General features: G+C 70.2%; 8 protein-coding genes. 5 read left to right on the forward strand and 3 right to left on the reverse strand.

What is annotated here, in order from left to right; all coding sequences use genetic code 11:
• Positions 1-197: 197 nt before the first annotated feature.
• Complete coding sequence (locus tag ETD83_RS46225; RefSeq protein ID WP_407921550.1) at positions 198-464, forward strand: pentapeptide repeat-containing protein; 267 nt, start codon at positions 198-200, stop codon at positions 462-464.
• 128 nt (positions 465-592) lie between these two features.
• On the opposite strand, the gene ETD83_RS38000 is transcribed toward ETD83_RS46225, so the two are convergent.
• Together ETD83_RS38000 and ETD83_RS38005 are read right to left on the reverse strand one after the other, a co-directional pair.
• A complete protein-coding gene (locus tag ETD83_RS38000; protein ID WP_456236759.1) occupies positions 593-1,126 on the reverse strand; it encodes a response regulator transcription factor in 534 nt (177 codons plus the stop codon).
• Positions 1,127-1,480: 354 nt separating this feature from the next.
• On the reverse strand, positions 1,481-2,254 hold the full coding sequence (locus ETD83_RS38005) for an SDR family NAD(P)-dependent oxidoreductase (protein WP_138650039.1): 774 nt from the start codon (positions 2,252-2,254) through the stop codon (positions 1,481-1,483).
• Positions 2,255-2,382: 128 nt separating this feature from the next.
• On the opposite strand from ETD83_RS38005, the gene ETD83_RS38010 reads away from it, so the two are divergent.
• Positions 2,383-2,985 (forward strand): TetR/AcrR family transcriptional regulator, encoded by a 603-nt coding sequence (locus tag ETD83_RS38010; RefSeq protein ID WP_205718110.1) that lies wholly within the window; start codon positions 2,383-2,385, stop codon positions 2,983-2,985.
• Positions 2,986-3,661: 676 nt separating this feature from the next.
• Here the strand turns inward: ETD83_RS38010 and ETD83_RS38015 are convergent.
• The gene (locus ETD83_RS38015; protein WP_138650041.1) at positions 3,662-3,925 is read right to left on the reverse strand and encodes a hypothetical protein; all 264 of its coding nucleotides are present in this window, start codon (positions 3,923-3,925) and stop codon (positions 3,662-3,664) included.
• Between the two features lie 677 nt (positions 3,926-4,602).
• Between ETD83_RS38015 and ETD83_RS38020 the strand changes: the two genes are divergently transcribed.
• From ETD83_RS38020 to ETD83_RS38030, 3 genes are all read left to right on the forward strand, one after another.
• Positions 4,603-5,478, forward strand: coding sequence for a hypothetical protein (locus ETD83_RS38020; protein WP_138650042.1), 876 nt, complete (start codon positions 4,603-4,605; stop codon positions 5,476-5,478).
• A 101-nt stretch (positions 5,479-5,579) separates the two neighbouring features.
• Complete coding sequence (locus tag ETD83_RS38025) at positions 5,580-6,107, forward strand: hypothetical protein (protein WP_205718111.1); 528 nt, start codon at positions 5,580-5,582, stop codon at positions 6,105-6,107.
• A 94-nt stretch (positions 6,108-6,201) separates the two neighbouring features.
• Positions 6,202-6,569: hypothetical protein (locus tag ETD83_RS38030; protein ID WP_407921549.1), on the forward strand; the 368-nt coding region annotated here is incomplete at its 3' end.

The following is a 6,569-nucleotide window of genomic DNA, read 5'->3' on the forward strand; positions in this document are numbered from 1 at the left end:
GCCCACTACTGTGCCGCCCGCGTCGGCCAGCTCGCCCCTGCCGAACCGGCGGGCCCGGCGGGCCCGGCGGGCCCGGCGTACGAGGAACTCCAGGTCCGTCTCACCGCGCAACGCATCCTGCACCGCCACCTGCACGTCGACGCCGACGTCCACTAGGAGGACATCTCTTTGGACCTGACCGGCGCCACCCTGGTCGACTGCCGCCTCCACACCGCGACGTTCGACCACGCCACCTTCTCCGGAAGCGCCAGGCTCCTCGGGACGCGTTCACCGGAGACACGTGGTTCGGTGGGGCGACCTTCTCGGGGGACGTCGGATTCAGCGGCGCGGCCTTCTCGGGAAGCGCCAGGTTCGGCGAGGCGCAGTTCAATGGAAACGCCGGGTTCGACGGGGTCGCCGGATTCGGCCGGGCGACGACCCTCTACGAGGACATCCTGCGGGACGGTCCCCGGCGGGCGCCTTGAGGTCGTACAGAGTGGCGCCGGCGACGGTAGTGGCGGTGTAGTGCGTGGCGACCCATTCGCCATGCCGCCGCGTCCGCTGCCGATGAAGTAGTGGATCCTGGGCCTCCGCGTCACCGGCGGCCGGCCGGTCATGGGGACGCCGCCGTCCGCGGCACGCACCCGACGCCGCGGGCGGCGTGCACCAGCCGGGGCAGCCCGCCCGCCTCGGTCTTGCGCCGCAGGTACATCACGTACACGTCCAGGGAGTTGGACGCGGGTTCGAAGTCGAACCCTCTTACGGTCTCCAGGGTCCGCTCACGGGTGAGGACCTGGCGGGGGTGGGCGAGGAACAACTCCAGCAACATGTACTCGGTACGGGTCGGCTCTAAAGACTTCCCGGCGCGGACGACCTCGCGAGTCACGGTGTTCACCGACAGGTCGTCGAAGGTCAGAACACCGTCCCCGCGACCGCCCGCGCTCATCGCGGAGCGGCGCAGCATGGCCCGCACGCGGGCGAGGAGCTCGTCCAGCACGAACGGCTTGGCGAGGTAGTCGTCGGCGCCGGCGTCCAGCCCGGTGACACGGTCCCCGACCATGTCACGGGCGGCGAGCGTGAGCACCGGCATCGTGGCACCGAGGGCGCGCAGCCGCCGGGAGGTGGTCAGGCCGTCCAAACGCGGCATGAGAACGTCCAGGACGACCAGGTCGGGGGGCCTCCCGCTCGACCTGGTCCAGGGCCATGACGCCGTCGGCCGCCTCGACGACGCGGTACCCCTCGAACTCCAGGCTGCTCGACAGCGACTCGCGGACCGCGGGCTCGTCGTCCACGACCAGAATCCAGGCTCTGCGGCCCTGCGCGCCCGAGTCCATGTACACACGGTAAGCAGCACCGGTGAGTGGCCCCACCGCCGGCGGACGCTGCTCATGCTTCTTTCAGAATCTGATGAGCGCCGCTTCAGGCCACCCCGCCCGCGCTGCCGTCCGCCGCTACTTCGACTGGCTGGACGCTTCCATCGCCCACCTGCCGATCGCTACGACTAACCGGCGTATCCGGCGGGAGGGCCCAGGAGGAGGCCGCCGTTGACCTCAAGGACCTGGCCGGTGATCCAGCGGGCGTCCGCTGAGGCGAAGAACGCCACGGCGTCGCCGACATCGGCGGGCTGGCCATGCCGGCCGAGTGCGATCATTCCGGCGACGTGCTGCGTCGCCTGCGGATCGCGCAGCCAGCCGTTCATGTCGGTTTCGGTGATGCCCGGGGAGACGGTGTTGACCGTGATGCCGCGCCCGCCGAGGCTCTGCGCGAGCGACCGGCCGAAAACGTTCAGGGCGCCCTTGGTCATGGCGTAGGTGATCTCAGGAGTGGCGAACCACGTGACGCCCGAGGAGACGTTGATGATGCGGCCTCCGTCGCGCATCAGGGGAAGCGCACGCTGGGTGATGAACAGGGGCGCTCGCACGTTGACCGCGAACTGCCGGTCATAGGCCGCGGGCGTGACCTTTTCGATGGTGGCGTCGTAGTCGATGATCGCGGCGTTGTTCACCAGGATGTCCAGGGGCCGCCCGTCCAGTCCGCTTTCAAGCCCGGCGAACAGCGCGTCCACGTCGCCGTCCACGCCGAGCTCCGCGCGGACGGCGAACGCGTCCCCGCCTGACTTCTGGATCGTCGCCACGGTTTCGTTCGCGGCGGCCTCGTTGGTGCCGTAGTGCACCGCGACCAGCGCACCATCGGCGGCCAGGCGTTGGGCGACCGAACGCCCGATGCCGCGCGAGGCTCCCGTCACCAGCGCCGTCTTGCCAGTCAGATCAGGCATCGTGGACCCTTTCGTAGGCACGCCAGCAATGTTAGGGATCGTTCCCTAACATGGTGGGGTCCGCAAGCGAATGTGATCCGGTTCACTTCTGTTAGGGAGCCTTCCCTAGCATGGGTAGGCTCCTCGACGTGGCCGAACAACGGGTTACACGGCGCCGTACGTCGACTCAGACGCGAGAGCACGTGCTGGCAGTGGCGCACGACCTGTTCTACTGGCAGGGCATCCGGGCCGTTGGGGTGGACAAGATCGCAGCCGAGGCGGGGGTCGCTCCGACCACGCTCTACCGGCTGTTCGCGTCCAAGGAAGACCTCATCGCCGCCTATGTCGAACGCGCCGATCAGGGTTACCGGGAGTGGCTCACGCAAGTCACACGGGCTGACGGGCGCAGCGCGCGGGAGCGGATCCTGGCGCTGTTCGACGCGCTCCTGGTGCAGATCCAACCCGGCACCTGTCGCGGGTGCCCCTTCCTCATGGCCTTGGCGGAGTACCCGGACGCCCAGGTCGCCGGTCACCAGCAGGCGGTCGCGATGAAGACGTGGGTCCACGCGCAACTCAACGAGCTCACCCGGCAGCTGGACCACGTCGAGGATCCGGCCCTGCTGGCCGACCACCTCACGCTGATCATGGAAGGCGCTTATGCCTCGGTTCAGGCGCTGGGTATCGACGGGCCCGCGCGGCAGGCACGCGTCCTGGTCGAGACGATCCTGCCCGGCGAGGAGATCGCCGGTTAAGTTTCCATGCCGGTGTGACGTACCCCGAGTTTTGTGGTGTCGGACGCCGGAATCTCGTGCCGGCGGTTGAGACGCGTGGCGTCTTTCTTACTCGACCGGGCCGAGCACCCTGAGGGGCTGTTCCGGCGTCGGCCGCTGTGGAGGGCCTCTTCGAATTTTGGGCCGCCGGTCTCCGCTGCGGGAGAGCCAGCGATCTGTTTTGCCGACCGAGCAGATCCGCCGGGTGCATGCCGGCTCCCGTGGCGTCTCCGGCGGCAAGCGCGTGCACGCCGCTCGCTGAGCTGAGTGCACCCTGCGTCTGGACGCCTCACTTGGCACGGTTCATTTCTCTCCCGGGTCGACCAGTTTGCCGAAGATTGTTACATGGGCTATAGTCGTTCTTACCGGGGCCGGAAACGGTTCGGGCAAGATAGATGGTCACGCCGTGGTGATGGGCCGGTCTGCTTCTTTCGGGGGTAGGGAGCAGATCGGCCCGGCTGCCGAACGAGCGGCCATCGCCCGGGTCGGGACCAGGCCGCTCCGGGGCGTCGCGCCGGTGAGCCTGCGCCGGCGCGGCCAGCGGGTCAGCGTCCGTCACGGGGGGCTCCGGCGATCCCGCACTCGCCGGATGGGGCGGACGTCCCGCGGATCAGCACCCCCCGGTCCCAGGACCGGGGGGTGCGCTCCAAAGCAGGCTTCAGGGGTGGTTCTCCAACTCCAGAATCCAGCATCGCCAGCCCGCGAGCTCGCCCTCGGCGATATAGGAGGGCGGCGGGAGAGCGGTCACGCCATAGCGCTCGAAAACCTCGTCCAGCCAGGAATTATCTCGTTCTGTCATGTCGTCCGGCCGGTCGCAGGCAATGAGCAATCCATGTTCCACGATGGCGAGAGCGCCGCCTTCGGGTGATACCAGATCCGCATCAAGCTTCCCGGCGATGGCCACGGATCCGAGATCGCCCACCCCATCCTCCCAAACCCGGCAAAGGCATACTCCAAAAAGACCGCCCCCTCAAGACAAAGATACAGGAGTGGTCTCAGTTATGACAGGGGTGTCAGGAGATGCGACGTTTTCCGGTCCAGTTGGGACCGTATCCAGCGTCCATACTCCGGATCGGGCGCGCCTCTTCTGGCGTACGGCCCGAGCGACAGAGCCCGCGATCAGGGTCGTAACGGACGATTTGGCCGCCCACGAACATGCTGCCGGGCAGCGTGAATATCGTCGCCGAACTGCCTGGCGCGGGCATGATATCCGTGCAGCTGGTAGCGGAAATGGAACAGTGTGCGCGCGAATTCGATATTGGTCATTTCGGCCCTATGTCTTGCCGCGGTCCATCCGCGGAGGCGATGAGCCCCTGACCGGGGTGCGGCGCGGCAGGTCCAGGTCGGCGGGCCGGAACCACCTGGTCTGGGTGATCCCGAGGCCACCGGGTGCGAGGAGCGTTGGCCGCGTCCGATGAAGAGGTCATGGACGAGAGGACCGCCATGTCACTGGAACGGAGCGGTCCCCTTGCGGACGACCGGCATGCCGCGCAGCGCTGGCTCGCATGCGACGGGCCCATGGTGTCCATCTCGGCCCGCGGGTGGCGCCGGCGGCCGGCGCCACATCCCAGCGGGCAGCGCAAGCGCACGGTGACCTGGGTGGACGATGGCGGAGACCCGGTGAGCCTCGGTGCCTTCCGGAAGGCCGTCGAGAGCGCCGAACGGCACGCGGGTCCAGGGGCGGAGGTCGAGCATGAGCTGTGCACGACCGGCGCCCGGCTCGACGACGCGTGGTGCCGGTTCCTCGCCGAGCGGGACGTGCTCGTCGGGCTCTCGGTGGACGGCGACCTGGCCGCCCAGACCTCCGCTGAAGGCGTCGCGCTGGCGCACCGGCGGATACTCGGCGCAGCCCAGCTGCTGCGCAGGCACGGGGTGGACTGCAATGTCGTCTGCCGCGTGCACGCCGGCAACGCCGGCCGTCCGCAGGAGCTTTACCGGTGCTTCCGGGACGAGATCGGGGTACGGCACGTCCAGTTCCTCCCCATCGTGGAACGCTCCGCCCCTGTCCGGCGCGGCGGGCACCTGCGGGCGGGCCCGGCCACCGTCTCCGAGCGGACGATCACCCCGGAGCAGTGGGGCGCCTTCCTCGTGGCGGTGTTCGACGAATGGGTGCGCCGCGACGTCGGCAGGCAGTTCGTCAAGATCTTCGAGGACACGCTGGCGGCCTGGTCGACCGCGACGCGGCGGCCCCGGGCGGCACGCGCCGGAGGGGAGCGGCTGCCGCTCGACTGCCGCTGCTGCCCGGTCCTGTTCGCCTGCGAGGGGGGCCGTCCGGCCGACCGGTTCGCCGAGTCGCCGGACGGGGAGCCCGGCCTGAACTACCTGTGCGCGGGATACCGGGAGTTCTTCGACCACGTCGACCAGCCGATGCGCGTCATGGCGGCCCTCCTGCGCGGTGGCCGTGACGCCGGCGCGATCATGAACGTCATGGCGCGCTACGAGCGGGAGCGACCGGCCGTATGGAGCCGCGCCTGACGGCATCTTTCGTCAGATCGCGGTGACCGGGCGCGGCGCGGATGCCACGGCCGTCGCCGGCGAGGAGCCTGGAGCCCGGCATCGGAAAAGCGGGAGAACGGATGGACGTACGGCGAATGGCAGGGCGGCGGCGGGCGGCCGCCGGACCGGACGACCGGGAGCGCGCCGACTATTCGGGCGCCGTGTACGGCTCGCTGCTGGCCGCGTCCGTCATCGTGGGCGCGAGCCCGCGGCATGATCCCGCCCCCGCTGCGACGGTCGTCGCCCTGCTGTTCGCGACCGGGCTGGTGTTCTGGCTGGCACACGTGTACGCCAGCCTCGTCGGTGACCGGCAGCACGGCCGGCGGCTGGACTGGCCGGAGATCCGGTCGGTCGGCCGGCGCGAGTGGCCGCTGGCGCAGGCGGCCGTTCCGCCCGCGGCGGCCGCCGCCTGCTGCGGGCTCATCGGCCTGTCCGACGCGACGGCGTCCTGGGCGGCCCTGTTCGTCGCCCTCGGCGGGCAGGTCGGCTGGACCGTGGCGGCGGGTGCCAGGGCGCACGCCGGTGGACGCCTGATCGTCATGTCCGCGGTGGTCAGCCTGCTGCTCGGCATGATCATCGTCGCGCTCAAGGTGATACTCACCCACTGACGGCACCGGCGAGCGGGGGCGGGGCACCGGGCGGCTGCGGCGTCACCCGCGTCAGGTGATGTGCGGCGGGCTCGTGCGATGGTGCGATCAGGCCGTGCCAGACACCTTGGTAAGGCGCCTGTCCGGGCGGCCGCACCCGGCCGCGAGGCTGTGCTTGCTGTTCGCGTCCGCAGCCGTGATGACGCTGCTGCTGTCCGCCGGGCTGAGGGCCCTCACGCTGCTGGCGATCGGGGCCGCCGGGCTGGCGGTCACGGCGGCCGCGCTTTGGTGGACGCTGACGTGCCGGGGCGCGGCCAGGGTCCCGGCCTTGGCGCTGGCCGTGGGCGCGCCGGTCGCCGTCCTCGCCCGTTACGCCATGGCCGGGCTGCTCTGGGCCGTGCTGGCGGCCCTCGCCCTCTGGGCACTGGCGGTCCTGTGCGGCAGGGCCGCACTGCGGGCGGCTCCCCGGCCCCGGCCGAGCGT

It is taken from the genome of Actinomadura soli, from assembly GCF_005889715.1.
Taxonomy (GTDB): Bacteria; Actinomycetota; Actinomycetes; order Streptosporangiales; family Streptosporangiaceae; genus Spirillospora; species Spirillospora soli.

Coding starts and splice junctions, on each gene's coding strand:
- ETD83_RS38025 (WP_205718111.1), top strand. CDS start 5,580: ATGGACGTACGGCGAATGGCAGGGCGGCGGCGGGCGGCCGCCGGACCG.
- ETD83_RS38005 (WP_138650039.1), bottom strand. CDS start 2,254: ATGCCTGATCTGACTGGCAAGACGGCGCTGGTGACGGGAGCCTCGCGC.
- ETD83_RS38000 (WP_456236759.1), bottom strand. CDS start 1,126: ATGCCGCGTTTGGACGGCCTGACCACCTCCCGGCGGCTGCGCGCCCTC.